This is a genomic window from Streptomyces sp. NBC_00433 (genome assembly GCA_036015235.1).
Taxonomy (GTDB): Bacteria; Actinomycetota; Actinomycetes; order Streptomycetales; family Streptomycetaceae; genus Actinacidiphila.
The window spans coordinates 6,809,825-6,835,803 of sequence record CP107926.1 but is presented as its reverse complement, the minus strand read 5'-3'; the positions used below and the strand labels follow the sequence as shown (position 1 = coordinate 6,835,803).

Below are 25,979 nucleotides of genomic sequence, written 5' to 3'. Positions count from 1 at the left end.
CCGGCAGCACTCGTCCGTACGACTCGGCGCTCAGCGCCGCTCAGGAGCGGAAGTTTTCAAACGCGTCATGGCCGGGCAGCGCTCGGGCCCGCGTGTCTCCGGGGTCTCAGCCGACGCGCGCCGTCGACCCCCGGACGACCAGCGGGGTGGCGAGTTCGACGTGCAGGGTGTCGACCGCGTGGCCCGCCACCAGGCGCATCAGCAGCGACACCGCCATGCGGCCCATCTCCTCAAGCGGTTGCCGGGCCGTGGTGAGCATCGGTGTGGTGCTCTCTGCCAGTTCGCTGTCGTCGAAGCCGGTGACCGACAGGTCCTCCGGGACCCGCAGGCCCTTGTCACGGGCCGCGCGCAGCGCGCCCGCCGCGGTCTTGTCGTTGAAGGCGACCACCGCGGTGGGCGGTTCCGCCTGCTCCAGCAGCGACAGCGCGGCGCGGTAGCCCAGTTCAGCGGTGGGCTCCTCGACATTGCGCACCAGACCGGGCTCCGTGAGAAGGCCGATCTCCGCGAGGGCCGAGGCGTGGCCGACGAACCGGCTGCGGCTGGCCAGCCAGTCGACGGGCCCGCCGACGAAGCCGATGCGCCGGTGGCCGAGGGAGATCAGGTGGCCGGTGATCCGGCGCGCGCCGGCCGCGTGGGCCGCCGACACCGACGCCACGTCCTCGGGCAGCTCGACCCGGGGGTCGATCACCACCAGCGGGTAGCGCTGCGCGTGCAGCGCCTGGATGTCCTCGCTCGAACTGGGCGGCAGGACGAGGACGGCGCCCGCTATCCCCGGCTGCCCTGGCAGGGCGAGCAGCGTGGACGTCTGGCCCTGCGCGGTCTCCCCCGCCTGCACGACCGCCCGCCGCCCGTGCAGCGCGAGGGTCTCCACGACGGAGGTCACGATCGTGCCGAAGTAGTCGGTCAGGACGTAAGGGCAGTACACGAGCACCGGGTGCCCGGCGGTCGGGCCGATCCCGCCGGACGCCCCGCCCAGCCGCTCGGCGGCCTGACGGACCATCTCCTGCGTCGCGGGAGCCACCGGGGCCCGCCCGTTGATGACCCGCGAGACGGTGGCGATCGAGACCCCGGCCTCGTCGGCGATGGCCCGGATCGTGACCCGCGCCCCCGGCCGCCTACCCAATCGTCACAGAGCTCCGCCTCATGGCCGCACAGTCTAGGCCGGGCACCGGGCCCTTCGGGGCGCCGCTCGACGCGGTGCCGCGAAGGGCCCGTCCGTCACGCGCCGGCGATGGTGAAGGCGGCACCCGCACCCGTCCAGCCGGCGCCGTCGGACACGCCGGGCCAGCCGGTCACGGTGTCGTCGCAGGCGCGGCCCCACAGGTCGGGGACGCCGTCACCGGTGATGTCGCCGGAGGAGCCGAGGACCGGGTAGTCGGCGGCCGTCGGCACCGTGCCGACCGCGACCCGCGCGCCGGGGGCGGCCCACGCCGTCGTACCGAAGACCGGCACCGCGATCGCCAACGCGAGCAGCAACTGCGTCCGGCGTCGGAGCGTGGGTATGGCCAACACATATGCCTCCGGAAATGTGATGGTGCCATGTCGCCCCGTGGCGTTGCGCCGGTCGCGGCCGCGCTCATCGTCGGGCGCGGTCAGGGGTCGCCGGTTGCTCGGCGTGCGGCAGGCGGCGGCGTCCCCTTTCGCGCAGCCCACATATTCAGCTGGCTCTAGGCCTAGATCAAGGCCGCTGTCCGCCGTTGAGGACATTTTGAAAGAGCTTTCGAGCAGAGGTGGCCCGCACCGTCCGTCCCGGGAGACTTATGTACAAAGTGAGCACAATGGGAGTGGCACGAGCCTGGCGGTCCGGGGGCGGGCAGGGCTCAGCGACGGGGGACCCGGGCCGGCCGGACTGCGAGCGCCGGGCCGTCAGGCGCCGGCTTGCAGGCGCAGGCCCGCCAGGGTCAGCTCCAGCGCGGAGCGGAACTGGTCGGCGTCGTCGTGGCCGTCGAACTCGTCGACGATCTCGTGCACGAACGGGAAGTCCTGGGGGTCGAGCTCCCGCCAGGCCTGGGCGTAGCGGCCGAGGAATTCGTCGCGGTCCACGGCGCCGTCGAGGATCTCCTGGGGCGGCTCCTGCCCCATGTCGACGGCGGTGCCGACGACGACCCCGACGATCGCGGACACGGCGTGGAATCGCTGGCGCGCGGTGAGATCGAGCCGGAGGGTCTGCCGGCCGAGCGTCTCGTACAGGCGCAGGGAATTGGTCTGGATGTCGGTGTTGCGCATGAAGTAGGGGCCGAGCCACGGCCGGTCCACGATCGCGTCGAAGAGCGTCAGGGCCATCGCGCGAAGGTCGTCGATCGGGTCGTCGCTGCCCGGGAGCGCTTCGACAGCGGCCAGCGCCGCGCCGATCGCGTGGTCGGTGGCGCGGTCGAGCAGCTCCTCCTTGTTCGCGACGTACCAGTAGATGCTGGCGACGCCGCCGCCGAGGCGCTGGGCGAGCGCCCGGAAGGTCAGCGCGGACGGCCCGGCCTCGTCGAGCAGGGCCACCGCCTCGGTGAGCACGGACTCCATCGAGTGCGAAGCGCGTCGGCGCCCCTCCGCGTGCGAAGCCCGCCGGCGTTGCTCGCCCGTACGGCTGTCCTGCAGGCGTGCCATGGGTCACGTCCCCTCGCGTCTTGCACTGCATCGAACGTTGTTCTATCGTAGCGCATCGTACGGTGTTCGATAGCCGAACGACGTTCGATCGATCGGAGGACCGCCATGACTGCCACCGCCACGCTTCAGACCCCGTCACGCACCTACCCGTCCCTGCGCGCGGCGTGGATTCCCCTGGCAGCCCTCTGCCTGGCCTTCTTCGTCGAGATGATCGACAACACGCTGCTGTCGATCGCGCTGCCCACCATCGGCCGCGACCTCGGCAGCGGCACGACCGCGCTGCAGTGGGTCACCGGGGCGTACTCGCTCACCTTCGGCGGCCTGCTGCTCACCGCCGGGTCGATGGCCGACCGGCTCGGCCGCCGAAGAGTGCTGCTGGTCGGGCTCGCCGTGTTCGGCTCGCTGAGCCTGTGCGTCGTCCTCGTCACCACGGCCGGCGAGCTCATCGCCCTGCGGGCCGCGCTCGGCGTCGCCGCCGCGGCGATGGCCCCGATCACGAACTCCCTGGTCTTCCGCCTCTTCGACGACAAGGCGCTGCGGATGCGCGCCATGACGGTGATGATCGTCGTCGGCATGTCCGGCTTCGTCCTCGGGCCGCTGCTCGGCGGCACCGCGCTGGCCCACGTGCGGTGGGAGTGGCTGCTGGTCGTCAACGCCCCGATCGCGGCGCTCGCGTGCGTCGGCGTCCGGCTCGGCGTCCCGGCCGACCGCAAGGAGGACCTGACCGACGACCCGCTCGACCTGCCGGGCGCCGCCCTGAGCGTCACCGCCATCGGACTCGCCTGCTACTCGCTGACCAGCGGCGTCGACCGCGGCTGGCTCTCCCCCGCCACCCTCGCCTCGATCGTGGGCGCCGTCGCGGCCGCCGTCGCCTTCGTCCGGCACGAGCGGCGCAGCGCGGCGCCGATGCTGGACCTGAAGCTCTTCTCCAACGGCACCGTCCGCGGCGCGGCCGTCGCGCAGATCGGCACGTCCATCGCGATGGCCAGCGTGATGTTCGGGCTGATCCTGCACTTCCAGTACGCCTACGGGTGGAGCCCGGTACGCGCCGGCCTGGCCAACCTGCCGATCATCGTGACGATGGTCGCCGCGACCCCCCTGTCCGAGTGGCTCGCCCGCCGCTTCGGCCACCGCATGGCCTGCCTGGTCGGCGCGGCCTGCCTGGCGGGCTCGCTGGCCGGCCTCTCCTGGGGCGTCGACCACGGATACGCGGCCATCGCCGTCTGCATGGTGCTCATGACGGTGGGCCTGCGCACCGTCATGACGATCTGCGCGGTCGCCCTCGTCGACGCGATGCCGGCCAACCGCACGTCCATCGGCGCGGCCCTCAACGACACCGCCCAGGAGGTCGGCTCCAGCGTCGGCACGGCCGTCGTCGGCACCCTGATCGCCGCGCTGGTCACCACCCGGCTCCCGGCCGGCACCTGGAGCACCGACCTGGTCGCTTCCTTCTTCCACGGCGAGCGGATCACGTACGCGGTGCTCGCCGTCGCCGTCGGCCTGATCGCCACCCGCGGCGCGCTGAGCCTGACCGACTCCCGCACGGTGGAGGAACCGGCGACGGCGGAGCCCGCCTGACGGCAGGCACCGACCAGAACGCCTCACCGTCCGCACCGTGGTGACACCCGCGCGCCACCACCGATCGTTCATCGTATTTCGGGCGAACAGCTATACAGTTGCCCAAATCGGTGGCCCAGGGTCCGGATCTGGGCTGCCGCGATCACGGGGAGCGGCACGGTGGCGAGGCTTTCCGACGAAGGCGGAGTCCCGCGCAGGGCTGCCGCACAGGAGAGGCTGCTGCCTGTACTGCCTCCTCTGCTTCTGCTCATCGGCCTGCTCATCGGCCTCCTGACACCCAGCAAAGTCAGGCCGATCGCCTTCCTCGCCACGGCCATGGTCACCGCTGCCGCGCTCCTGTCCCTGTGGGGAACCGTGCTCACCGGGGTGGGCGCGTGCGCCATCTTTCTCGGCCTGATGGTGCACTTCGACGCGCTGCAGGACGCGACCGCGTACTCCGAGCTGGCCACCCTCATGGTGAACGCGGTGTTCGCCGTCTTCCTCAACCGCCTGCTCGCCCGACGCGCCTATCAGCTGGTCCAAGTCCGGTCAGTGGCCGAGACCGTCCAGTTGGCCGTGCTGCATCCGCTCCCCCGCCACGTCGGGCACGTCACACTCGAGAGCATGTACCTGGCCGCCGCGGCGGAAGCCCGGATGGGCGGCGACCTGTACGAGGCAGTCCGTACGCCGCACAGCGTACGGCTGATCATCGGCGACGTACGCGGCAAGGGCCTGCCCGCGATCCAGGCTGCCGCGACACTGCTCGGCGCCTTCCGCGAAGCCGCCCACGAGGCGCCCGACCTGTCCGACCTCGCGCGCCGCCTGGAAACGAGCATCAGCCGCCATGCCTCCCAGCACCCGGGAGTCGTGGGCTCGGAGATCGCCGAGCGTTTCATCACCACCCTGCTCGCCGAGATCCCGGACCACGAACCGGTCGTCCGGACCGTCACCTGCGGCCACCCGCCTCCCCTTCTGCTGCACCGCGGCGAGGTCCGGGAACTGCCGGCGGGCGCTCCCTCGCCGCCGCTCAACCTGGGCATGCTGGTGAGCGACGACTTCCAGATCGACGTCACCCCCTTCCACCCAGGAGACCAGCTCCTGCTGTACACCGACGGGGTCACCGAGACCCGCGACCGCTCCGGCGCCTTCTACCCCCTGGCCGAACGCGTCCGCCCCTGGAGCGGCGAGACGCCCCGCCAGCTCCTGAAACACCTCCACCGCGACCTGATCGCCTACAGCGACGGCGAACTCGACGACGACATCGCCGTCGTCGTCGCCCGGCGACGCTCGGGCCTCTGAGAAGGTGCGCCCGCCGGGCGGCGGAACACGGGACATGCCCGGACGCCTGGTGAGTTTCGCCGAGGTGTTTTGCGTTCCGCGGTCGGCATAGTGGACGAATGCCCCGCGGCCGGGCGAATCCCGGGCTCGCGGGGCGGACGGCGAAGCGGCCGCGGGCCCGCGGCATCAGGCAAGCAAGGAGACGCCTCCGTGACATCGTGGACGCATTTTTCCGTAGCGGTCGAGACCAGGAGGCTGTGGCGGGTCACCTTCGACAGCCCGCCCATCAACCTGGTCTCGCCGGAGATGCTCACCGACCTGCCGCAGCTGATCGACCAGATGGAGGGTGCCTCGGAGCTCCGCGTCGTCGTGTTCGAGTCGGCGAACCCGGACTACTTTCTGAACCACTACGACACCTCCCGGGTCGCCGAGACGCCGAAGGAAACCGGGGCGAGCGGCTACCCGCTGCTGATCGACGCCGGCACACGCCTGTCCCGCCTGCCTGTCGTCTCGATCGCGAAGATCCGGGGGCGGGTCAGAGGCGTGGGCAGCGAACTGACCCAAGCGATGGACATGCGCTACGCCAGCGCGACGGCACTGTTCGGCCAGCCCGAAACCGCCAACGGCAACCTGCCCGGCGGCGGAAGCCTTGAGCACCTCCCACTGCTGCTCGGCCGCGCACGCGCCCTGGAGGTCGCCCTCTCCGGCGACGACTACCCGGGCGATCTGGCCGAACGGTACGGATGGGTCAACCGCGCGGTCCCCGACAGCGAACTCGACACCCTCGTCGACAACCTCGCCCGGCGCATCGCCTCGTTCGACAAGGAATCGATCACCGCGGTGAAACAACAGGTCAACAGGTACACCCTCCCGTCCGCGGACGACCTGAAGTCCTCCTACGACATCTACCTCTCGTCCTTCGGCTGGCCGGGAAGCAAGCGCAGGCTGCCCGCCGCGGAAGCGGCCGGACGCAACCAGCCGGGCGACTACGAAATGCGCCTGGGTTACCACCTCGGACGCCAGCCGGAAGAAGACCCGCTGTGAAGTCCTCACACCGGACGGCTGGGCGCCCGGGCCGATGAAGGTGTCGCCCCGGCGGCCGGATGGAACGCGGCCCACCGCACCGTGGCAGAAGGCCGTGCGGGGCGAACGTGGGAACGAACGCCCCGCACGGCCGGAGCCGACGGCGGGTCACTCTCGTGCGCCCGCCGCCGCGATCCCGAGTCCACCGGCGCGCTGGCCGAATTACGGGTTGGGAGCCGTACCTCCGGAAGCAGGCCGGGCGCGGCCGGTCAACTGACCGGGCACCCGCTGAAGCCGAACTGGTTCGCGTTGAGCGAGGTCCGGTACTGCGGCGCGACACCCGCCCGGCAGATCACGTCTCGTGCGCCCGCGGGCCAGTCGGTGCCGGTGACCTTCACGTTGTTGATGAGCTGGTTGTTGTGCGCCGCGGCGTTCGGCGTCGAGGCTCCGCCCGAGTTGTACCAGTTGTTCTGGATGATGTTGTCGCTGGTGTTGTTGCGGAGGCTGTACGCGTTGGTGAAGAGGAAGGAGCCGCCCTGGACCACGTTGTTCTCATAGGTCATCGAGCGCGAGCCCTCGTCGAGGTAGAGGCCGACCCCTGAGATGTTGAACAGGTAGTTCCCGGCCACCACGCTTCCCGGGCTCGCGGAGAGGTTGTAGACCGATCCACCGTCGGCGAAGCTCCCCTTCGTGTTGTGCACGAGGTTGCCCTCGACGCGGTTGTCCTTGAGCGTGGTCGGCGTCGTGTACAGCGTGTTCCACTTGTAGTAACCGCGGTCGACGTAGTCGTTCGACCCCCCGGCGTCGTTGATGCCCCAGCCGTAGCCGGTGTCGATGCCGTCGTAGGGGACGTTGGAGACCTCGTTGTGCAGGATGCGGGAACCCGTGACATAGGTGCTGAGGATGCCGCTGTTGTCCTTGTAGTCCACCGCCACGCGATTGACCGTGTTGTCGGTGATCAGGATGTTCCGGTTCGTCATCCTGGGGTCGCTGGGGTGGTGCGCGTCGGGCAGTACGCCGCCGACCGCGACGCCGTGCCCGCTGTCCTCCGTGAACCGGTTGCCGATCACCTCGATGTCGCTGGCACCCAGCCCGACGCCGGTCACCGTGGCGTTGGCGTCGTTCCCTACGCCCAACGCCGACTGGCCGAGGTTGGTGAACGTGTTTCCGGTGAAGGAGATGCGGCTGGCGGCGGAGACCTGCACGGCGGCGGGCTCCTGGTACCAGTCGGTGCGCGCTCGTTCGAACATCTCGCAGCCGCGCGAGCAACTGGTGAAGGCGTCGGCGGGGCGGTAGTCGTAGGTGCCCTTGATGAAGAGGCCGTTCTGCTGGTCGGCGTACCCGTCGGTCGAGGGGCCGAGCCAGGAGGTTCCGGAGAACTGGATGCCCTTGAAGGCAAGGCCGGTCACCGGCTTGTCGTACGTCCCGCCGATGCTGACCAGCGTCTGCAGGCGGGGCAGCTCAACGTCGAGCCGGTTGGGGTCGACCCCGTCCGCCGGCTTGTAGTAGAGCTTCCCGGCGCCCGGATCTATGTACCACTGGCCGACCTGGGTGAGGAAGCTCAGTGAGTTGTCGAGGTACCAGCTCGGACCCGCCAGGAACGACTTCTGGACGGTGTCCCAGCCCCAGGTGTTGTTGTCCCAGGCCGGCTGCGCCATCGTGATCTCGGCGGCACTGATGCTCTGGACCGGCGAGTAGCGGTTCGTGAAGTCGCCGAGGGACTCGAACTCGATGCGCCCCTGGTCCGGGAGCGTGGCGAGATAGCTCAGGGCCGGGTTCTTGATGGTGAGACCGGTCGCGGTGGGAGCGACGTCCGCGTTGGCCAGGCGGATGGCGGCGCGAGGGGCGATCACGCCGTTCACGTAGAGCTGGCGGGTGTCGAGGCCGGTGGGGGTGTGCGCCTCCCAGATGCCCGACCCCGCCGCGGACTTGGACCAGCCGGTGACCTTCGAGGCGCCGGTGACGATGGGGTGGGCGCCCGGGGCGGCGGTCCACTGGACGGTGTGGTCGCCGCCGCCGTCACCGGGTCCGAACCGCAGGGGCTCGGAAAGGCGGTAGGTGCCGTCGGCGAGCTGAACGGTCACGTCACCGTGCTTGGTGGCCGGGCCGACAACGTGCTGAGCCCGCTCGAGCGAGCACGGCTGCGCCTGGCTGCAGTGTCCGGAGCCCTTGCCGTCCGGGGCTGCGAAGTACTCCGTCCGGGGCGCGGCTTGCGCCTGCAGGGGAATGAGCGCTGACGCGATGACGGCGGAGGCGCCGAGCGCCGCGACGGCGCCGATCCTGCGCCTCCATCGCTTACTCACCAAGCGTGTCGAGTCTGACGTCGATGTCATGTTCGATTGCTTCCTGTGATGGGGCATTGATGCCCACCACAGAGTTAGCATACGTATGATGTTTGCGACAAGATACGTGTGACGTATGACGTGAAGCCCTGGGGAACCAGATCGTCCCGATCGGGTCCGGGGCGAGCCCCTCGACCATCTGGGCGTTCGATCGCCCTGGACCTTCGGTCCTGAGCGCCCGCCCCACCGCTCAGACCGGGCCGTCGGCCGAGCCAGGCGGGGAGTGGCACTCCGGAAGCCCGCTCCGGAAGCCCGGCTCGACGGGCCTTTCGCCGCCGAACGCGGGCATGCGTTCGGACGGCGACGCCGCCGACGGCTACTCGCTCTCCTGATCGAGCGCGCGCCCGCCGACCTGTGGCGCGTGGTCGGGCAGCCGACGACGCTCCCACGAGATGTGGATGTGGTCATGCATCGCTCTTTGGGCCGCGGCGACGTCCTTCCGTGAAATGGCATCGACGATCGCCGCGTGTTCCTCCAGGGTCAGTGAAACCGCGTCAGGGGGCTCGATGCCCTGGTATCGGTTGGAATCCACAGCTCGCTTGTACAGATGCTTGGCGATGTTCTCCGCCAGCCTGTTGCCCGAGATCTCCATGAGCGCGTAGTGGAACATCACATCCGCCTGCCGGAAGGAGTCCGTTTCGGACTCGCTTTCACGCATCGCGGTCAACGCGTTCTCCAGCCTCCGCAACCCATCTGTGCCGCGACCAGCGGCAACCGCGCCCGCCATCGCCGACTCAAGGCTTGCCCGCACGATCGTCAGCTCGTCGAGGACACCGAGCGTCGCATCGTTGTCGATCAACGCCGACAGCACCACCGGATCGAGCATGTTCCAGAAGCCCGGTGCCCGCACCTGGGTGCCACGCCCCTGGGAAACGATCACCAGGCCCTTCTCCTCAAGCCGCTTCACCGATTCCCGCAGCACCGTGCGACTCACGCCGAAGTGCTCGCTCAGCGGACCCTCAGGAGGCAGCAACGCGCCTTCCTTCAACTGGCCCGTCACGATGAGGTCGACGAGTTCGGCGACAACCGCAACACCCAAGCGGCCGGCGGGCAAGCGCGGCGGAAACAGACGGTTTGGAGGCTGCGACTGGGACGCCATACGTATGACCTTATCGCTCACTGATCCCCGGTCGCCGTCCGGCAGCCCAATGCCGGCCCTGCCGCTGTTGCGGCAGCGGTTCCCCCTGGCGACGCCGTCGGGCCGGATCGAAATCCTCTCCGAGGAGATCGACTCGTTCTGCTACGACGACTGCGCAGGGCATCCGACATGGTTCGAACCAGCCGAGTGGCTTCGTGGCGATCTGTCGGACCGATTCCCGCTGCATCTGATCTCGAATCAGCCCGCCGCACGCCCGCACAGCCAGTACGACGGAACAGTTGAATTCTGCCGGTAGGGCCTGAAAGCCGGTGCGGGCAAGGCATTGACTTACGCGGTTAAGTCACCAACGCTGACTCACACGATCCCCCCACGAATCGGAGACACCTCCATGTTCAGACGCAGGATTCTGGCGGCCGCGAGCGCCGCCGGGATGGTCGCGGCAGCCGGGCTGACCGCGGCCGTGCTGCCGGGCACCGCCTCCGCCGCAGGCAGCGGATGTACGGTGACGTACACCGTGCAGAGCCAGTGGACCGGCGGCTTCGGCGCCAACGTGTCGATCACCAACCTGGGCGCACCGGTCACCAGTTGGACTCTCGGCTTCGACTTCCCGGCGGCCGGCCAGTCGGTCACGCAGGGCTGGAACGCCACGTGGACCCAGTCCGGCAAGAGCGTGACGGCGGCCAGCTTGAGCTGGAACGGCTCGCTGGCGACCAACGCCTCCACCTCGATCGGCTTCAACGGCGCGTGGAGCGGCACCAACCCGGTGCCCGGTTCCTTCACGCTCAACGGCACGGTCTGCACCGGCACGGTGACCACGACGCCCCCCACCACACCTCCCACGACGCCTCCCACGACCCCGCCCGCGAACGGCCCCGCCCCCGCGCTGCACGTGGCCGGCAACCACCTGGCCACCGCCTCCGGTGCCACCTACCGCATGCTGGGCGTGAATCGCTCGGGTGGTGAGTACTCCTGCTTCCAGGGCAAGGGGATGTGGGACGGGCCGGCCGACCAGGCGACGGTCACCGCGATGACCTCGTGGAACATCCACACCGTACGGATCCCGCTGAACGAGGAGTGCTGGCTCGGCACCGCCGACGTACCCGCGGGCGCCACCAGCGGGGCGGCGTACCAGAAGGCGGTCAAGGACTACGCCGACCTCCTGGTCGCCAACGGCATCAACGTCATCCTCGATCTGCACTGGACTTACGGCCAGTACGGCGGCTCGGGGGCGGGCTGCTCCGACGTCAAGGCCACCTGCCAGAAGCCAATGCCCGACGCCCAGTACACCCCCACGTTCTGGACCCAGGTCGCCAACACCTTCAAGGGCGACAACGCGGTCGTCTTCGACCTGTTCAACGAGCCCTACCCGGACGCGGCGAACAACTGGGCGGACGCGACGAAGGCGTGGACCTGCCTGCGCGACGGCGGCACCTGCACCGGCATCGACTACAAGGTGGCCGGTATGCAGACCCTGGTCAACGCGGTACGCGCCACCGGCGCCACCAACGTCATCATGACCGGCGGCCTGACCTGGACGAACGACCTGAGCCAGTGGCTCGCCTACAAGCCGTCCGACCCGACCGGCAACCTGATGGCCTCGTGGCACTCGTACAACTTCAACGCCTGCGTCACGGCGTCCTGCTGGGACAGCCAGATCGGTGCCGTCGCCGCGAAGACGCCCGTGCAGGCCGGCGAGATCGGGCAGAACAGCTGCGCCCATGACTACGTCGACCAGGTCACGGCCTGGGCGGACAAGAACGGCGTCGGCTACACCGCCTGGACCTGGAATCCCTGGGGCTGCAGCCAGGGCAACGTGCTGATCACCGACTGGAACGGCACGCCGACCAGCACGTACGGGGAGGGCTACAAGGCGCATCTGCTCACGCAGAACCCCTGAACCACCGCTTTTCCTGAGCCACCGCCCCGGGGCGCCCCAGAGGGCACGCCCCGGGGCGGTGGCCTGCCCCTCCCCGCCGCCGCCCGCGGCCGGGAGGCAGACGGCGGCCGCGCCCTGCACCGCACCCGCGAGCGAGCGAGCGAGCGAGGACGATGCCGGCAACCCGCTGACGGCGAACCGGTTCACCGACCTCGTCGGCGGGTGCGGGCCGTTGGTGCGGGCGGCGTCGACGGTGTCATCGGGCCCCAGGACCACACGGGCCGTCACGCGCCCGCAGCAGGAGGCCGGCGTGGCGCCCGACGGCGTCGTGGGCCCACAGACCTGGCAGGCACCGCGGAGATGACGGGCGCCGCGCCCCCGTCCGGCACGCCCGCGTGCACCCCGCCGGCCGAGACGCTGTGCACGATGGCAGGACAGCCATCGGGACGCCTGGTAGCGCTGTGGGAACCGGCCGAACTGGAGCGGCCGTTGTATGCCGGATTCCGGCGGTGCCTGCCGGTGGACGGGATCGCGGGCGGGGCCGGTGTGCGGCGGCGACGATGAGCGGCGCAGGTCCCGTACGCGAGCCGGGCCCGCCGTATCGCCGTCGCCGTCGACGTGGCCCTTCTCGTCGCCGGCGCGCGGGCGCGGGTCCTGTTCCAGGGAGACAGCCCACAGCAGAGGAGTTGGAGTGCGCATCGAACCCCGACGTCGACGCGGCCTGGCCCGCTTCGGCGTGGTCCTGGCCGTCGCCTCGGCCCTGGCCCTCACCGTGACCGGGTCGCCGGCGAACGCCGCCGCAGGCGGGCAGAAGGCCACCCGGAACGCCCCGGCGACCGACCCCATCGGCAACCCGACCATCCGGTTCACCAACGTCAACAGCGGTCTGTGCCTGGCCTACGACCCGAAATCGCGCGGCGCGGCCCGCCAGGAGGGCTGCGACGACGACAACACCGTTTTCTGGGAGGCCGCGAGCAACGGCAACGGGCAGTACGAGCTGATCGATCTGCACAACAACCAGTGCCTGTCCATCGCGGGCGGGTCCACCGCGGACAGCGCCACCGTCTTCGTCTACAACTGCGCCAACACCCCGGATCAACTCTTCACCCTGGTACCGGAGTTCTCCAGCTACCCGGGCGCGTACGAGCTCGTGAACGTCAACAGCGGCAAGTGCGTGGCCGTCGGCGGCGCCCGCACGAACAAAGGCGCCTGGGTCATCCAGTGGACCTGCGCGGCGAGCGGCGAGTTCATGTGGCGCCCCTACTGAGGATTCGCGGGGCGTTCTGACCTGTATTGAGCGAGGCCACCCGGCGACCGGCGGGTGGCCTCGCTCCGCGCCCGGCCCCAACTTCCCGGCTCTGCCGAGGCGTTCGGCCCGCGGCCGTCTGTCGGCGGCAGCGGGCTGCTGTTAGCCTTCCTCCCCTGCACCGTATGCGAGTCCTGAGCCACATCGAGAGGACGCGGCGATGGAACCCGGTGGGACGCCCCACTTAGCCCAGCCCGGTTCGCCGGGCCGCGCCACCACGTCGGCGGGCGAGGCGGCGGCCGGGGCCCAGACGCTGGAGGATCTGGCCGCGCTGTTACGGGACCTGCGACGCCGGCACGCGCGCGAGCGGCGCGACAGCCCGCTGACCTACCGGGAGTTGGCGGGCAGGACCGGATGGTCCCAGGCCGCGATCGCGGAGTACTTCACCGGCCGCACCCTGCCGCCCACCGACCGGTTCGACGCCCTCGTCGAGGTGCTCGGCGCGCGTCCGGCCGAGCGCGGCGCGCTGGCGGACGCCCGCGACCGGCTCGAGGAGAACCAGCGCAGGGCCAGATCCCGCCCGGCCCGCCGCCCCGAACCGCCCGCCGGCGACTCCGCTCCCGCCTCCGGCACCGTTCCCGCCCCCGGCCCCGCCCCCGCCCCGGCGGGCGCGCGGGAGCGCCCCGCATATTCGGGACCGCGCCAACTGCCCCCCGACACGGCCCTGTTCACCGGCCGGGACGGAGAACTCGCGAGCCTGCTCGCACTCGCAGGGAACACCGCGGCCCGGGACGTGCCGGGCGCCGTGGTGATCTCCGCGATCGACGGCATGGGCGGCGTGGGTAAGAGCGCGCTGGCCGTCCACGCCGCCCACCGGCTGGCCGAGCGCTTCCCGGACGGACAGCTCTTCCTCGACCTGTACGGCTTCACCCAGGGCAAGGCTCCGCGCGAACCGGGTGACGCGCTGGCCACCCTGCTCTGCGGACTCGGCGTCCCGCTCCAGCGGATCCCCGCGGACCCCGACGCCCGGGGGGCGCTCTACCGCGACCGTCTCTCGGGCACCCACACGCTGCTGGTGCTGGACAACGCCGCCGACGAGGCGCAGGTACGGCCGCTGCTGCCCGCCACCGGCGGGTGCCTGGTACTGATCACCAGCCGCCGGCGCCTGACGTCGCTCGACGACGCCCTGCCGTTGCCGCTGGACGTGCTCCCGGCCGGCGCGGCGGTGGCCCTGCTGCGCCAGGCCGCCCGGTTCGACTCGGCTCCCGAGGACGAGCCCCTGTGGCAGCGGGCCGCCGAGCTGTGCGGCCGCCTGCCCCTGGCCCTGCTGATCGCCGCCGCCCTGCTGCGCACCGGCGGGCGGGCCTGGACGCTGCAACGGTTGCTCGACCGGCTCGCCGCCCGCAGGCCCGGGGACGAGCTGGCCGGCTTCACGGACGAGACCCGCAGCCTCGCCGCGGTGTTCGACCTGTCCTACCGGGAGCTGTCCCCGCGCCAGCGGCTGCTCTTCCGCCGCCTGGGCCTGCTGCCGGGCTCGGAGATCGACGCCTACGCGGCCGCCGCCCTGCTGGACGCCGACGTGGACGAGGCAGACCTGCTGGTGCAGCACCTGTCCGCGCACAGCCTGCTGCTCGGGGCGTCCCCGGGCCGCTACCACGTCCACGACCTGATCCGGGCGCACGCGCGGACGCTGGCGGCAGACGACCCGCGGGAGCAGAGGGAAGCCGCCCGGGGCCGGCTGCTCGACTACTACCAGCACACCGCGCAGCGCGCGGGCGTCCTCATCGACCGCGTCCCCCGGCCGGGGCCCACCGGCACCGCGCCGCCCGGCCACGCACCCGCCCTTGCGGACGAGCAGAGCGCGCGGGCCTGGCTGCGCGCCGAACGCGCCAACCTGGAGGCCGCCTTCGAGTACGCGCACCGCCGCGGCACCGGTGCGCGCACCGTGGCGCTGGCCGCGGGCCTGGCCCAGATCATGGTGGCGGACGGGCCGTGGAGCCGCGCGCTCGACATGCACGAGAAGGCCGCCGGCCATCCCGGCGACGGCCGCGGCAGGGCGCGGGCCCTGACCGATCTCGGCCGGACGCGGCGCCTGACCGGCGACGCCCCCGGCGCGACCGACGCCCTGAACCGTGCCGTGCGGCTCTACCGCGACATCGGCGAGTGCCTGGGCCAAGCGGGCGCACTGGCCGAACTCGCGCGCGTACAGCACCTGACCGGCGACTTCGCCGGAGCCGACGACGCGCTCACGCTCGCCCTCGGCCTCTACCGCGACCTCGGCAACCGGCACGGCCAGGCCACCGCGCTGGCCGAGCTGGGGCGGGTGCGCTACCTGACCGGGGAGTTCACCCACGCCGGCGACGCGTTCACGCAGGCCCTGCGGCTCTACCGCGACCTCGGCAACAGCCAGGGCCAGGCCACCGCCCTGTCCGAGTCGGGGCGCGTGCACTCCTTCCTCGGCCGCCTTCCCGAGGCCGCCGCCGCCCTCGCGCAGGCCCTGGACCTCTACCGCGACCTCGGCAACCGCCAGGGCGAGGCGACCTCGCTGACCGACCTGGGGGTGGTACGCCGCCTGGCCGGGGACCATCCGGCCGCCGCCGACGCCCTCACCACGGCCCTGAAGCTCTACGGGGACCTGGGCCACCGCCACGGCCAGGCCCTCGCCCTGGCCGAACTGGGGGTGGTGCGGCGGCTGGCCGGGGACCACCCCGGCGCCGCCGAGGCCCTCACCACGGCCGTACGGCTGTACCAGGACCTCGGCCACCCCGGCGACGAGGCCTGGGCGCTCAACCACTACGCCGCGCTGCTCCTCGCCACCGGCGAACGCGCCCGCGCGCTCGCCCTCTACCGCCGGGCCCTGGCCGTGCACCGCGAGCTGGGCAAGACCGACGACGAGGCCGTCTCCCTCGAAGGCATCGGCGAGTGGCACCTCGCCTCCGGCGACCCCGCCGGCGGCACCCCGCATCTGCGCCAGGCGCTGGATATCTACCGGCGGCTCAGCATGCGGCTGGACGCCGACCGCGTCCACGCCCGCCTGCGCGGCCTCGCGGCCCCGCGCGCGGACTGACCCTTCCCCCACACCGCCCGCCTACCGGCTCCAGGGCGCCGTCCGCAGTGGGAAAAGCGTCCCCTCCCAGTGCACATCCCGTGCACAACCGCGCGGGAACTCCCGGGAAATGCCGGGAACAAACGGGCAATCCGACCCGCCGCTCGGACGCCCCGAACAGGGCATAAACCCAGGTCAGGGAGGGGGCGGCAGACGAGTTGGGCTGTAGGCCGGGTTCTGTACCCCGGGTGCCTCGCGGCACACCGGGTGACGGCCATCCATCTAGGGCTGCCGTTGCCGACAGCCTCGTGCGGTCTACCCGCGGACTCGGGCGGGCAGCCCTCGAACGTCCGCGCGGGCGGCGTATCGCTACGACGCCCTCTTGACCTTGCTCCGGGTGGGGTTTACCTAGCTGCCCAGGTCACCCTGGGCACTGGTGGTCTCTTACACCACCGTTTCACCCTTACCGGGGACCGAGGTCCCCGGCGGTCTGTTTTCTGTGGCACTGTCCCGCGGGTCACCCCGGGTGGCCGTTAGCCATCACCCTGCCCTGTGGAGCCCGGACCTTCCTCGGCAGGACCTTGAGGGTCCTGACGCGGCCGTCCGCCCGGCTCGTCTGCCGTACTGGCCATCGTAGTGGATCAGCCCGGGGCGGAGAGCACACCGGCGCTCGGGCCGGGGGCTGTGAGGGGCGCGTCCGTACGCCCGGCTATCCGTACGCCGGCACCCGCGGGGTCCGTACGCTTGTCGACACGTCCGTACGCATCCGCTCGGGCCCCGGGGTCCGCCGTGAGGGAGAAACGCCGTGCTCGTCCTGCTGCCGCCGTCAGAAGGCAAGGCCACCGCCGTACGCGGGCGGCCGGTCGCGCTCGACGGGCTGTCGCTGCCCGGCCTGGGCGCGGCGCGCGCGGCGGTACTCGACGAGCTGGTCGACCTGTGCGCCGCCGACGTGGACAAGGCGGCCGACGTCCTCGGGCTGAGCCCCGGGCTGCGCGGCGAGGTCGCCAGGAACGCCGGCCTGCGCACCGCCCCCGCGATGCCCGCCGGGCGGCTCTACACCGGCGTCCTCTACGACGCGCTCGGCCTCGCCACGCTCGACGCCGCGGCCAAGCGGCGGGCCTCGAAGTCGCTGCTGGTCTTCTCCGGGCTCTGGGGGGCGGTACGGCTCGCGGACCGCATCCCGGCGTACCGCTGCTCGATGGCCGTACGCCTGCCCGGCGTCGGCGGGCTCGCCGCGTACTGGAAGCCGCACCTGGACCGGGTCCTGCCGGACGTGGCGGGCGGCGGCCTCGTGCTCGACCTGCGCTCCTCCGTCTACGCCGGGGCCTGGCGGCCCCGGGGCGAGGTGGCCGCGCGGACGGCGACCGTGCGGGTGCTCCAGGTTTCCGTTGTCGACGGCGTCGAGCGGAGGAGTGTCGTGTCGCACTTCAACAAGGCCACGAAGGGTCGGTTGGTGCGGGCGCTCCTCTCGTCCGGGGCGGGCCCCCGGACCCCTTCGGCGCTGGCCGCCGACCTCAGGGACCTCGGTTTCACCGTGGAGGCGGACGGGGGCCGCCTGGACGTACTGGTGCGGGACCTCCACTAAGCCCCTGCGGGGTTGCTTTTCGGGGCTCCACGGTCGAGGTCCACTGTGGCTTGTCGCGCAGTTCCCCGCGCCCCTGAGCTCCTGCCCCTTGCGGTGCGTTGCTTGCCTGCGGCCGCGGTTGTGGCTTGTCGCGCAGTTCCCCGCCACCCCCTGCGGGGTGCTGTGACAGGCTCCACGGTGCCGCTGCGTGGGGGCTGGTCGCTCCGTTCTCCCCCAGCGCTTCGCCTGGGGGTGTCCCCACGCGCCCCTGGGTGGGTGCCCCTTGCTGCGGCGTTGCCTCCTTTCCCGCCTCTTCGGCGGGGCGCGCAGTTCCCCGCGCCCCTTGTGGCCTGCGTCCTCCTACGCCCAGCATTGGCCCCTGCCAGGGGCCCTGCCCTCCGGGCGGGGGGTGAGCGATTTTCAGGGGCGCGTGGGGGCACCCCCAGGCGAAGCGCTGGGGGAGAACTGCGCGCCCCGGCCCCACAGGCCGCAACTGTGAACGCAACAGAACGAGGCACCCGCCCAGGGGCGCGGGGAACTGCGCGCGGGACCCATCACCGGGCCGCGGGTCGGGGCGGAAACAGCGCCCCCGCAAGGGGTGGTTGCGGAGGATGCAACGGGCGCTGCAGAGGGTGGTCCGGGGGGAGAGGATGAGCGCATGGACAGAGTGCTCGGGCTGGCTTGCGTGATACCCGTCGTCGTCGTGGAGGACGCCGACGACGCCGTGCCGCTCGCGCGGGCACTGCTCGCGGGAGGGCTCGGGGGCATCGAGATCACGTTGCGGACGCCGGCCGCGCTGGAGGCGATCCAGGTGGTGGCGCACGAGGTGCCGGACGCGGTCGTGGGGGCCGGGACCGTGCTGACGCCGGATCACGCGACGGCGGCCGCGGCCGCGGGGGCGCGGTTCCTGGTCAGTCCGGGGTGGACGGAGCGGCTGCTCGACGCGATGTGCGGGACGGGGCTGCCGTATCTGCCCGGCGTCTCGACGGCGTCCGAGGTGCTGGACCTGCTCGAACGCGGCGTCACCGACATGAAGTTCTTCCCCGCGGAGGCCGCCGGCGGCGTACCGTTCCTGCGGTCGCTGGCCTCGCCGCTGCCCAGGGCGCGGTTCTGTCCGACCGGCGGGATCGACGCGGCGAAGGCGCCGCGGTATCTGGCGCTGCCGAACGTGGCGTGTGTGGGCGGGAGTTGGATGGTCCCGAAGGAGTTGCTCGCGGCCCGGGACTGGGAGGGCGTGACCGCGCTCGCCAAGGAGGCGGCGGCGCTCAGGCCAGGTGCGCGGTGGCGTTGAGGAAGCGTACGGAGGAGTTGCCGTCGGCGTAGTAGGCCACCGCAGACAGTGACGCCGGGTCGAGGTCCATGCGGAAGACGGCCTCGTGCGGGGCGCCCAGCGCGAGGCGCAGCAGGGTCTTGACCGGGGTGACGTGGCTGACCAGCAGGATCGTGCGGCCGCGGTGTGCGGCCAGCAGGTCGTCGCGGGTGCGGGTCACCCTGGCGGTGACGTCGTCGAAGCTCTCCCCGCCGGGGGGCGCGGCGGACGGTGCGGCGAACCAGGCGTCCACCTCGGCCGGGTAGCGCGAGCGAATCTCGCAGAAGGTCAGGCCTTCCCATGCGCCGAAGGCGGTCTCTCGCAGGCCGTCGGCGACAGTGACCGGCAGCCCGAGCCGGTCGGCGGCCGCCTGCGCGGTCTGCCGGCAGCGGGTCAGCGGCGAGCTGACGACGGCCTGCACCGCGTCGAGGGCTGGGGCCCGCGCGGCCCGCGCCGCCTGCGCGAGGCCGCGCTCCGACAGCGCCGGATCGGCCCCGCCGCTGCCGGAGAAACGCCGCTCGGCGGTGTGCGCGGTCTCGCCGTGCCGCAGCAGCAGCAGGACGGTCTCGTCCACGGCGACCGGGACGTCCTCCTCCACCACGGCCGGGGCGGTCTCGCCCACCGCGGCCGGGACAGTCTCGTCCACCGCGGCCTACAGCCCGGAGTCGGCCGTGCGGATCAGGATCCGGCTGCAGTTCTCGCAGCGCACGACCTGGTTGGCGGGGGCCGCCCGCAGCTCGTTCAGCTCGGTGATGTTCAGTTCGAGGCGGCAGCCCTCGCAGCGCTTCTGGTAGAGCCGGGCGGCGCCGACGCCGCCCTGCTGGGAGCGGAGCTTGTCGTAGAGCTTGGTCAGGTCGGCGGGCACGGTGGAGGCGAGGATCTCGCGCTCCTTGGCCGCGGTGAAGCCCTCCGCGTCGATGCCTTCCAGGGCCGCGGACTTGCGGGCCTCGGCCTCCGCGGTCTTGGCCTGCACCGACTCGACGCGGCCGGTCAGCTCGGCGGCCCGCTCCTGGGCGGCCTCGCGGCGCTCCATGACGTCGAGGACGACGTCCTCCAGGTCGGACTGCCGCTTGGCGAGCGAGGCGAGTTCGCGCTGCAGGTTCTCCAGGTCCCTGGGGCCGGCCGCGCCGGAGTCGAGCCGCTGCTGGTCGCGCGCGGCGCGCTGGCGCACCTGGTCGACGTCCTGCTCGGCCTTGGTCTGCTCGCGCGCGGTGTCGCTCTCCTCGGTCTGCGCGGCGACCAGCAGGTCGCGCAGCTGGGCGAGGTCGGCGCCGAGGCGCTCCAGCTCGGTGTGCTCGGGAAGGGTCCTGCGCTTGTGGTCCAGCTGCGCGATGCGCGCGTCGAGTGCCTGGACTTCGAGGAGGCGGATCTGGTCGGCGGGCTCGGCGTTCAGCGGGGGGCTCCTGGGCTGCTGGAAGGGACGGAAGAAGCGGAGGGTGCGTGCGCCGTCCACGGGTCGGTGACGGCGTACGAGACCTGGGTGCTCAGCGCCCAGCCGTACCGCTCGGCGAGCGCGTCGACCTCGCGGGCGGCCTGCGGGCACCACGGCCACTCGGTGGCCCAGTGGGCGGCGTCGAGCAGCGCGGGCGATCCGGCCTGGCGGGCCTCGGAGGCGGGGTGGTGGCGCAGGTCGGCGGTCAGGTACGCGTCCACGCCGGCGGCCCGCACCTGTGCGAAGAGGCCGTCGCCGGAGCCGCCGCACACGGCGACGGTACGGATCGGGGCCGCCGGGTCGCCGGCGATACGCAGGCCGGTCGCGGTGCCGGGCAGTCCGCGGGCGGCCTGCCCGGCGAATTCGGCCAGGCTCAGCGGGACGTCGAGCGTACCGATCCTGCCCAGGCCGCAGCGGCCCTCGGGGTCGTCGGGGTCGGGCACCAGCGGGCCGGTGACCCGCAGGCCCACGGCGGCGGCGAGCGCGTCGGAGACGCCGGGGTCGGCGCGGTCGGCGTTGGTGTGCGCGACGTAGAGGGCGGTGCCGCCGCGGATCAGGTCGTGGACGACCCGGCCCTTGAAGCCGGCCGGGCCGACCGGGGCGACGGTCGTGGTGCCGCGCAGATACAGCGGGTGGTGGGTGACCAGCAGGTCGGCGCCGGCCGCGACAGCCTCGTCCACGACCTCCTGGACGGGGTCGACGGCGAAGACGATCCGGCTGACCTGCGCCGCCGGGTCGCCGCACACCAGTCCGACGGCGTCCCAGCTCTCGGCCAGTGCCGGGGGCCAGAGGGCGTCGAGGGCGGCGGTGACGTCGGAGAGGCGGGGCACGTATGAAGGTTACCCGGGTTGCCGCCCGGCCTGCCCCGGCGGGCGGGCGCCCGCGCCCCGCAAGGACCCCGCCCGCCGCCGCGGGGGGTTCAGCCCGCCAGGTAGTGGGTCAGGTCCGCGACGACCTGGTCGGCGGCGGTGACGCCGAGGCCCAGGTACCAGGTCTCGTCGGGGACGTCGAAGGCGTGGCCGGCCTTGACCGCGCGGAGGTTCTTCCACAGCGGGTTGGACTGGGCGCGGGCCTTGTCCGTGGTGCCGGGGTCGCCGTAGACGCCGGTGAAGATGTAGTCGCCGTCGGCCTTGTCGATGTTCTCGGCCGAGATTTCCGCCGCGAGGTCGTCGATGTCCTGGATCTTGGGCCGCGGGATGCCGGCGTCCTTGAGGATCGTGCCGATGAAGGAGGCGTTGCCGTAGAGCCGGGTCTTGCCGTCCTGCATGTAGCGGACCATCGACACGACGGGCTTGTGCGCGCCCAGCGCCGAGTCGAGCGCCTTGATGCGGTTGTCGTAGTCGGCGAGCTTCGCCTTCGCCTCGGCGGTCTTGTCCAGGGCGGCCGCGTTGAGCAGGTAGTTCTGCTTCCACGTGAAGCCGGGGCGGATCGAGAAGACGGTCGGCGCGATCTTGCTGAGCGCCGCGTACTGCGGGGCCGCGCGCAGCTGGCTGCCGAGGATGAGGTCGGGGTGGAGGCCCGCGATGGCCTCCAGGTTGAGGCTGTTGATGGTGCCGACGCTCTTCGGCTGCCCGCCGTCCTTCTTCAGGTACGAGGGCAGCTCGGGCGAACCCTCGCTGGGCGCGTAGCCGACCGGCTTGACGCCGAGCGAGACGACGTTGTCGAGCTCGCCGACGTCGAGGACGACGACGCGGGTGGGCCGGGCCTTGATCACGGTGGTGCCCATGGCGTGGGTGACGGTGCGCGGCCACTGGCCGGGCTGGGCGTCGGTGCCCATCGCGGCGGTCTTGTCGGCCGCCGACCCGAAGTCCTTGCCGCCCTTGGCGACGGACTGCTTGTCCTTGCCCTTGGCCGCGGTGCCGCCGCCGTCCGCCGATCCGCCGGAGGAGCCTCCGCAGGCGGCGAGGGACAGGCCGGCGGCGAGGGCGAGGGCGACGACGGCGGTGTGGCGGCGCCGAACAGACATGGGGGCACTCCTGGAGCAGTTCTCAGCAATTTCTTAGGTGAGCCTAACCTGACCGTTCGGAACGGCCCGCTCCACCCCCTCCCGCGGGAGCACCGCAGCCCCTCTCCCGGAGCACAGCCGCCGCGTCCACGCGGCGAAATCGCGTGAACCGACACCCTTACGTGTGAACTGCACCCACTCGCGCTGATCGTCCGGAAGTACGAAAAGTACGGTCCTGAGCCGGAGGTGGACGATTCATATGACCGTCAGTGCAGTCAGTGCGGTAGGCGCCATGAGCGCACTCCGGACGGCGGGCGTGCCGCGTACCGTGCGCCGGTCGGGCTTCACGATCGCCGCGGACGGTTCGTACGCGGCCTGCCTCGCCGAGACCGCGCCGCCACCCGGCGGGGACCCGGGCGGCCGCGGCCTGCTCGCCGAGCGGTGGACGCTCACCGGGCCCGAGCCGTACGCCGTGCCCCTGCCCGGCCCGCAGCCGGAGGAACCCGGCACGCAGGTGCTGCCGCTGGCCGACGGGCGGGTGCTCCTCCGGCGCCGGCTCGCCGACCGCTGGGACCTGGTGCTGCTCTACCCGTCGGGACCCGGCACCGGGGAGCTGCCGGCGGGCTCGCTCACCGGCGGCGACGTACGGCTGCTGCCGCCCGCGCCCGGCGGCGCCGCCTACGCCGTGGCCTACGACGAGGACGCCAGCAGCACCGGGATCTGGCGCGTGCACGGTACGGCCGCCGGTGTGCCGGAAGCCGTCATGACCGTGCCGGGCCGCTGCACCGGCGGGGTCTGGCTGGACCGGGCCGGGCGGCTGCTCGCCGTGGACCGCGAGCTGGACGGGCGGACGAAGGCGGTCGCCGCCGACCTGCACACCGGCCGCACCAGCCCGCTCCTCCAGATCACCGACGACAGCGACGACCGGCTGCTGCTCGCCGAACCCGACAGCGGGCTGCTGCTGCTGCGCAGCGACGCCACCGGTGAGGCGCGGCTCGGGTGGGGGGTGCTGGGCAGCAGGCGCCCGGTGCGCTTCCCCGACGCGCTGCGGGTGCCCGGTGTGCTGCTCACCCCGGTCGCCGCCCAGCCCGGCCAGATCCTCATGCCCGAGGCGTCGGTCGTGGCGCTGCGGGCGGAAGTCCCCGGCGGGGCGGAGTCGCTGGCGCTGTGGCGGCCGGGCGAGCGCCGCGTGCACTGGCGGGCGTCGCCGCCCGGCTGGCTCGGCGCGGCCGGCATGTGGCTGCCCGGCGACGAGCTGCGGCTGCCGCACGCCGCCGGTGACGGCCCCTGCGGGCTCGCCGCCTACGACCCGCCGGCCAGCTGGCCGGAGCCGGCAGCCGCTCCCGCGTCGGGGGCCGTCGTCCATGTCCCCCCGGTCCGCGCGCTGCCGGCACGTCCGACGCTCCCGGCGCTCCCGGCCCGCCGGACGTGGTGCGTGCTGCCCTTGCAGCAGGCACCGCTCGCGGGGTGACCCCCATGCGCGAGGCTCCGGACACGCCGTTAGACTCGCCACTCGCCGTCGCGCATCGGGGGACCCAACGTGACCACGGGTTCTCCCTGTTTGCCCGTTTTCTGCGACGGCGCCGGCGCGTTTCCACGGGGAGTACGAACATGTCCGAAGCCGAAGCCCCTCCGGGCCGCCACCGCGGCCCCGAGTCCCCCCTGCCCCCGGACGACTCCCCACCCCCGGGCCGCCACCGCCGCCCCGAGTCCTGACCCCGGCCCCCGGACCCGGTTCCCCTTGGGCAGGACATGCCCCCGCTGACCTGCGGCTGGCACCGCGTGGACGCGCACAACCCACCACCGGCCGGTGGTCCCGAGCGAAGCGAGATGGGGGTACCCCCAGGCGAAGCTCTGGGGGTGGACCGGGCAGCCCCCCACGGCCGGCGGTGACGTGCGTCCCGCCGCCGGGCGGAGGCAGGGGGCGGGACATTTGTCATCGGGAGGGCGGGACAAACGGGGCTGCCGCGGGGCAGAGGCCAGTGCGTAACTTCGTCGTATGGACATGACGGGGGCGGCCGAATTCAGGGCCGTACGGAAGAGATTCGGCAGCGTCGAGGCGCTGGCAGGGCTCGACCTCAGGCTCGCCGCAGGCGAGACCGTGGCGCTGCTGGGGCGCAATGGCGCCGGGAAGTCGACGACCATCGCGTTGCTGCTCGGGCTGGACCGGCCGGACGCCGGTGAGGTGCGGGTGTTCGGCGGGGCGCCGCAGGAGGCCGTGCGGGCGGGGCGGGTGGGGGCGATGCTGCAGGTCGGGCAGCCCATTCCGCGGACCACGGTCAAGGAGCTGGTCGGCTTCGTGGCGTCCACGTACCCGCGTCCGCTGTCGACGGCCGAGGCACTCGACCTGGCCGGGATCGCCGATCTCGCGGCGCGGCGGGTGGACAGGCTGTCCGGCGGCCAGGCCCAGCGGCTGCGCTTCGCGCTGGCCGTGGCCGGCGGCCCCGAACTGCTGGTGCTCGACGAGCCGACGGCCGCGCTGGACGTGGAGGCGCGGCGCGCGTTCTGGCGGTCGATGCGCGGCTACGCGGCCCGCGGCAACACCGTGCTGTTCTCCACGCACTACCTGGAGGAGGCGGACGGCAACGCCGACCGCGTCGTCGTGATCGACCAGGGCCGTACCGTCGCGGACGGCACCGGCGAGGCCATCAAGCGCCAAGTGGGCGCGACGCTCGTGTCGTTCGACCTGGCGGGCGGCGGCACCGAGGGACTGCGGGGCCTGCCGGGGGTCCTGGCCGTGGAGGTCCGCGCCGACCGCGCGGTGCTGCGCAGCGCGGACTCCGACGCCACCGTGATGGCGCTGGCGCGAGCGGACCGGGTCCATGGCCTCGCGGTCACGCCGGCCAGCCTGGAGGAGGCCTTCCTCACCCTGACCGCGCACGCGGACGCGGACGAGAAGACGACGCCGTACGAGGAGGCCGTCCGATGATCGAGTACGTACGCCTTGAGGTCCGCCGCACCCTGCGGGACACCGGCTTCGTGGTCGTCGGGGTGGCCACCCCGCTGATGATGTACCTGCTGTTCACCAACCTCGGCACGGGCGACAGCAGCCAGGACAAGATGGACTACGCCCGCTTCTCGATGATCGGCATGGCCGCTTACGGGGCGCTGGGCGCGGCTCTCGCCGTGGGGCCGGGCGTCGCGGAGGACAAGGCGCGCGGCTGGCTGCGGCAGCTGCGGGTCACCCCGCTGAGCCCGCTTCAGGTGGTGCTCGGGCGGGCGCTGACCGCCGGCGTGACCGTGCTGCCGGCGATCGTGACCGTCTTCACCGCGGGCGCCCTGGTGAACGGCGTGCGCCTCGCGGTGTGGCAGTGGGCGGCCGCGGCCGCGCTGATGTGGCTGGGCACGATCCCCTTCACGCTGCTGGGCCTGGGCAACGGCTACGGCCTCACCGCCCAGACCACCGGTGTCGTGAGCATGGTCAGCATGATGGGGCTCTCCGTGATCGGCGGGCTGTGGATCCCGGTCGAGGTCTTCCCGCACTGGCTGGCCGCGGTGTCCCGCTGGACACCGACCAACCGCTTCGGCGACCTGGGCTGGAGCGTGCTCGACCACCACGCCCCGAGCCCGGGAACGGTCGGTGTGCTGGGCCTTTGGCTGGCCGTTTTCGCCGGTTACGCTGTGTTCTCCTACCGGCGGAGCGCACGGACGGCGTAATGCCGCG

General features: G+C 72.4%; 21 protein-coding genes, 1 other RNA gene and 1 pseudogene. 13 read left to right on the top strand and 10 right to left on the bottom strand.

Annotated elements, in window-relative coordinates:
* Positions 1–106 precede the first annotated feature (106 nt).
* The 3 genes from OG900_29155 to OG900_29145 all read right to left on the bottom strand — a co-directional run bounded on the left by OG900_29155 (position 107) and on the right by OG900_29145 (position 2,514).
* On the bottom strand, positions 107–1,123 hold the full coding sequence (locus OG900_29155; GenBank protein ID WUH93781.1) for a LacI family DNA-binding transcriptional regulator: 1,017 nt from the start codon (positions 1,121–1,123) through the stop codon (positions 107–109).
* Between the two features lie 95 nt (positions 1,124–1,218).
* Positions 1,219–1,512 carry a hypothetical protein gene (locus tag OG900_29150; protein WUH93780.1) on the bottom strand — a complete coding sequence of 98 codons (294 nt, stop codon included), beginning with the start codon at positions 1,510–1,512 and terminating at the stop codon, positions 1,219–1,221.
* 354 nt (positions 1,513–1,866) lie between these two features.
* Positions 1,867–2,514, bottom strand: coding sequence for a TetR family transcriptional regulator (locus tag OG900_29145; protein ID WUH95973.1), 648 nt, complete (start codon positions 2,512–2,514; stop codon positions 1,867–1,869).
* Between the two features lie 189 nt (positions 2,515–2,703).
* Between OG900_29145 and OG900_29140 the strand changes: the two genes are divergently transcribed.
* The 3 genes from OG900_29140 to OG900_29130 all read left to right on the top strand — a co-directional run bounded on the left by OG900_29140 (position 2,704) and on the right by OG900_29130 (position 6,477).
* Entirely contained in the window at positions 2,704–4,176 is a 1,473-nt protein-coding gene (locus tag OG900_29140; GenBank protein WUH93779.1) for an MFS transporter, read from the top strand.
* 159 nt (positions 4,177–4,335) lie between these two features.
* The gene (locus tag OG900_29135; GenBank protein WUH93778.1) at positions 4,336–5,454 is read left to right on the top strand and encodes a serine/threonine-protein phosphatase; all 1,119 of its coding nucleotides are present in this window, start codon (positions 4,336–4,338) and stop codon (positions 5,452–5,454) included.
* Between the two features lie 189 nt (positions 5,455–5,643).
* Complete coding sequence (locus OG900_29130) at positions 5,644–6,477, top strand: enoyl-CoA hydratase/isomerase family protein (GenBank protein WUH93777.1); 834 nt, start codon at positions 5,644–5,646, stop codon at positions 6,475–6,477.
* Positions 6,478–6,725: 248 nt separating this feature from the next.
* On the opposite strand, the gene OG900_29125 is transcribed toward OG900_29130, so the two are convergent.
* Together OG900_29125 and OG900_29120 are read right to left on the bottom strand one after the other, a co-directional pair.
* Entirely contained in the window at positions 6,726–8,759 is a 2,034-nt protein-coding gene (locus tag OG900_29125; GenBank protein WUH93776.1) for a right-handed parallel beta-helix repeat-containing protein, read from the bottom strand.
* Positions 8,760–9,114: 355 nt separating this feature from the next.
* The gene (locus OG900_29120; GenBank protein WUH93775.1) at positions 9,115–9,897 is read right to left on the bottom strand and encodes a FadR family transcriptional regulator; all 783 of its coding nucleotides are present in this window, start codon (positions 9,895–9,897) and stop codon (positions 9,115–9,117) included.
* Between the two features lie 4 nt (positions 9,898–9,901).
* Between OG900_29120 and OG900_29115 the strand changes: the two genes are divergently transcribed.
* From OG900_29115 to OG900_29095, 5 genes are all read left to right on the top strand, one after another.
* Entirely contained in the window at positions 9,902–10,192 is a 291-nt protein-coding gene (locus tag OG900_29115; protein WUH93774.1) for a hypothetical protein, read from the top strand.
* A gap of 93 nt (positions 10,193–10,285) precedes the next feature.
* Complete coding sequence (locus OG900_29110; GenBank protein WUH93773.1) at positions 10,286–11,794, top strand: cellulase family glycosylhydrolase; 1,509 nt, start codon at positions 10,286–10,288, stop codon at positions 11,792–11,794.
* Positions 11,795–12,026: 232 nt separating this feature from the next.
* Complete coding sequence (locus OG900_29105) at positions 12,027–12,137, top strand: peptidoglycan-binding protein (GenBank protein WUH95972.1); 111 nt, start codon at positions 12,027–12,029, stop codon at positions 12,135–12,137.
* 327 nt (positions 12,138–12,464) lie between these two features.
* Positions 12,465–13,040, top strand: a complete 576-nt coding sequence (locus tag OG900_29100) for an RICIN domain-containing protein (protein ID WUH93772.1) — start codon at positions 12,465–12,467, stop codon at positions 13,038–13,040.
* A 199-nt stretch (positions 13,041–13,239) separates the two neighbouring features.
* Positions 13,240–16,086, top strand: a complete 2,847-nt coding sequence (locus OG900_29095; GenBank protein WUH93771.1) for a tetratricopeptide repeat protein — start codon at positions 13,240–13,242, stop codon at positions 16,084–16,086.
* Positions 16,087–16,275: 189 nt separating this feature from the next.
* On the opposite strand, the gene rnpB is transcribed toward OG900_29095, so the two are convergent.
* An RNA gene (gene rnpB, locus OG900_29090) (RNase P RNA component class A) lies at positions 16,276–16,680 on the bottom strand.
* A 190-nt stretch (positions 16,681–16,870) separates the two neighbouring features.
* On the opposite strand from rnpB, the gene yaaA reads away from it, so the two are divergent.
* A complete protein-coding gene (gene yaaA / locus OG900_29085) occupies positions 16,871–17,650 on the top strand; it encodes a peroxide stress protein YaaA (GenBank protein WUH93770.1) in 780 nt (259 codons plus the stop codon).
* A gap of 637 nt (positions 17,651–18,287) precedes the next feature.
* Positions 18,288–18,920 carry a bifunctional 4-hydroxy-2-oxoglutarate aldolase/2-dehydro-3-deoxy-phosphogluconate aldolase gene (gene eda / locus OG900_29080; protein WUH93769.1) on the top strand — a complete coding sequence of 211 codons (633 nt, stop codon included), beginning with the start codon at positions 18,288–18,290 and terminating at the stop codon, positions 18,918–18,920.
* On the opposite strand, the pseudogene OG900_29075 reads toward eda, so the two are convergent.
* The 4 genes and pseudogenes from OG900_29075 to OG900_29060 all read right to left on the bottom strand — a co-directional run bounded on the left by OG900_29075 (position 18,895) and on the right by OG900_29060 (position 22,336).
* Positions 18,895–19,494: pseudogene (locus OG900_29075) on the bottom strand (histidine phosphatase family protein). The gene eda and the pseudogene OG900_29075 overlap by 26 nt on opposite strands.
* 96 nt (positions 19,495–19,590) lie before the next feature.
* A complete protein-coding gene (locus tag OG900_29070; protein ID WUH95971.1) occupies positions 19,591–20,331 on the bottom strand; it encodes a C4-type zinc ribbon domain-containing protein in 741 nt (246 codons plus the stop codon).
* Positions 20,328–21,200 (bottom strand): Nif3-like dinuclear metal center hexameric protein, encoded by an 873-nt coding sequence (locus OG900_29065; protein ID WUH93768.1) that lies wholly within the window; start codon positions 21,198–21,200, stop codon positions 20,328–20,330. The genes OG900_29070 and OG900_29065 overlap by 4 nt, the downstream gene beginning before the upstream one ends.
* An 89-nt stretch (positions 21,201–21,289) precedes the next feature.
* A complete protein-coding gene (locus OG900_29060) occupies positions 21,290–22,336 on the bottom strand; it encodes an iron-siderophore ABC transporter substrate-binding protein (GenBank protein ID WUH93767.1) in 1,047 nt (348 codons plus the stop codon).
* Between the two features lie 271 nt (positions 22,337–22,607).
* On the opposite strand from OG900_29060, the gene OG900_29055 reads away from it, so the two are divergent.
* From OG900_29055 to OG900_29045, 3 genes are all read left to right on the top strand, one after another.
* Positions 22,608–23,786, top strand: coding sequence for a hypothetical protein (locus tag OG900_29055; protein ID WUH93766.1), 1,179 nt, complete (start codon positions 22,608–22,610; stop codon positions 23,784–23,786).
* A gap of 528 nt (positions 23,787–24,314) precedes the next feature.
* Positions 24,315–25,244 carry an ABC transporter ATP-binding protein gene (locus OG900_29050; GenBank protein ID WUH93765.1) on the top strand — a complete coding sequence of 310 codons (930 nt, stop codon included), beginning with the start codon at positions 24,315–24,317 and terminating at the stop codon, positions 25,242–25,244.
* Positions 25,241–25,972 carry an ABC transporter permease gene (locus tag OG900_29045; protein ID WUH93764.1) on the top strand — a complete coding sequence of 244 codons (732 nt, stop codon included), beginning with the start codon at positions 25,241–25,243 and terminating at the stop codon, positions 25,970–25,972. Before OG900_29050 ends, OG900_29045 begins: the two co-directional genes overlap by 4 nt.
* Positions 25,973–25,979 lie beyond the last annotated feature (7 nt).

What these genes read in the sequence shown, in the direction of transcription:
- OG900_29145 (WUH95973.1), bottom strand. Translation starts at nt 2,514, where the DNA reads ATGGAGTCCGTGCTCACCGAGGCGGTGGCCCTGCTCGACGAGGCCGGG.
- OG900_29140 (WUH93779.1), top strand. Translation starts at nt 2,704, where the DNA reads ATGACTGCCACCGCCACGCTTCAGACCCCGTCACGCACCTACCCGTCC.
- OG900_29120 (WUH93775.1), bottom strand. Translation starts at nt 9,897, where the DNA reads ATGGCGTCCCAGTCGCAGCCTCCAAACCGTCTGTTTCCGCCGCGCTTG.
- OG900_29115 (WUH93774.1), top strand. Translation starts at nt 9,902, where the DNA reads ATGACCTTATCGCTCACTGATCCCCGGTCGCCGTCCGGCAGCCCAATG.
- OG900_29110 (WUH93773.1), top strand. Translation starts at nt 10,286, where the DNA reads ATGTTCAGACGCAGGATTCTGGCGGCCGCGAGCGCCGCCGGGATGGTC.
- OG900_29095 (WUH93771.1), top strand. Translation starts at nt 13,240, where the DNA reads ATGGAACCCGGTGGGACGCCCCACTTAGCCCAGCCCGGTTCGCCGGGC.
- eda (WUH93769.1), top strand. Translation starts at nt 18,288, where the DNA reads ATGGACAGAGTGCTCGGGCTGGCTTGCGTGATACCCGTCGTCGTCGTG.
- OG900_29060 (WUH93767.1), bottom strand. Translation starts at nt 22,336, where the DNA reads ATGTCTGTTCGGCGCCGCCACACCGCCGTCGTCGCCCTCGCCCTCGCC.
- OG900_29055 (WUH93766.1), top strand. Translation starts at nt 22,608, where the DNA reads ATGAGCGCACTCCGGACGGCGGGCGTGCCGCGTACCGTGCGCCGGTCG.
- OG900_29050 (WUH93765.1), top strand. Translation starts at nt 24,315, where the DNA reads ATGGACATGACGGGGGCGGCCGAATTCAGGGCCGTACGGAAGAGATTC.
- OG900_29045 (WUH93764.1), top strand. Translation starts at nt 25,241, where the DNA reads ATGATCGAGTACGTACGCCTTGAGGTCCGCCGCACCCTGCGGGACACC.